Genomic DNA, 1,115 nt, shown 5'->3' with positions numbered 1-1,115 from the left:
CGCCGCCATGGCATCGCGGGCAACCAGCTATTCACCTGGCGACGGCTGATGACTCAGGGCGCACTCACAGCCGCTGCGGCCGGCGAGGAAGTTGTGGCCGCATCCGACTACCGCGCGCTTGAGGCGCAAGTCCGCGAACTGCAGCGCCTGCTCGGCAAGAAGACGATGGAGAACGAACTGCTGCGCGAGGCTGTCTCCCGGGCCGCAGGCCCAAAAAAACAGCTGTTGCGCTCGACCTCGTGGCCCGAGGGTGGACGGTGAGCGCGGTTGCAAATGCCGTCGGCATGTCACGACCGCATCTCTCCGCAATGCAACGACCAGCAGAACGACAGCGTCGCGGGCGTCCGCCCTTGCCCGACGCCGAACTCGCCGCCGATATCCGCAGGCTGATCGCCGACCTGCCAACCTATGGCTATCGGCGCGTGCATGCCCTGCTGCGCCGCGAGGCGGAAAAAAACGGACGCGCAGCGCCCAATCCAAAGCGCGTCTACCGCGTCATGAAGCTGCATGGCTTACTGCTCCAGCGCCACGCCGGACGCCGCGAGGAACGCCGGCATGACGGCAAGATCGCCGTCGTCACCCGCAATACACGCTGGTGTTCGGACGGCCTCGAGATCGGCTGCGACAATGGCGAGAAGGTCCGCGTCGCCTTCGCCCTCGACTGCTGCGACCGGGAGGCGATGGGATATGTAGCCACTACCGGCGGCATCACCGCCGAGGACGTGCGCGACCTCATGGTTGCCACCGTCGAGCATCGCTTCGGCCAGGTGAACAAGCTGCCCCACACCATCGAATGGCTGACTGATAACGGCAGCTGCTACACTGCCCAAGATACAAGGCGCTTCGCGCGCGACATCGGCCTGGCACCACGCACCACGCCGGTCGAAAGTCCGCAGAGCAACGGAATGGCCGAGGCTTTCGTCCGGACCCTCAAACGAGACTACGCCCGCGTCAGCCCGCGACCCAACGCACAGGCCGTCATCGACCAGCTGCCAAAATGGCTCGACCACTATAATCGCGTGCATCCGCATCGCGCTCTCGGCTACAGATCGCCAAGAGAGTTTATCGAACGTTCAACCCGTGAGGAACTGTCCGGCCTTTAGGGGGCAACAACA

General features: G+C 64.6%; 1 protein-coding gene. It reads left to right on the top strand.

Annotated elements, in window-relative coordinates; translation table 11 throughout:
- A protein-coding gene (locus SxD43FB_RS23680; RefSeq protein WP_255245889.1) for an IS3 family transposase occupies positions 1-1,103 on the top strand; the annotation gives its coding sequence in 2 pieces (ribosomal slippage) (positions 1-214 and positions 214-1,103; 1,104 coding nt annotated over the 2 pieces). This gene is flagged as partial in the annotation.
- Positions 1,104-1,115: the final 12 nt, after the last annotated feature.

The organism is Sphingobium sp. D43FB (assembly GCF_002312805.1).
Taxonomy (GTDB): Bacteria; Pseudomonadota; Alphaproteobacteria; order Sphingomonadales; family Sphingomonadaceae; genus Sphingobium.
Note: the sequence above shows the minus strand (reverse complement) of the source record. Positions and strands in the feature narration are given on the sequence as shown.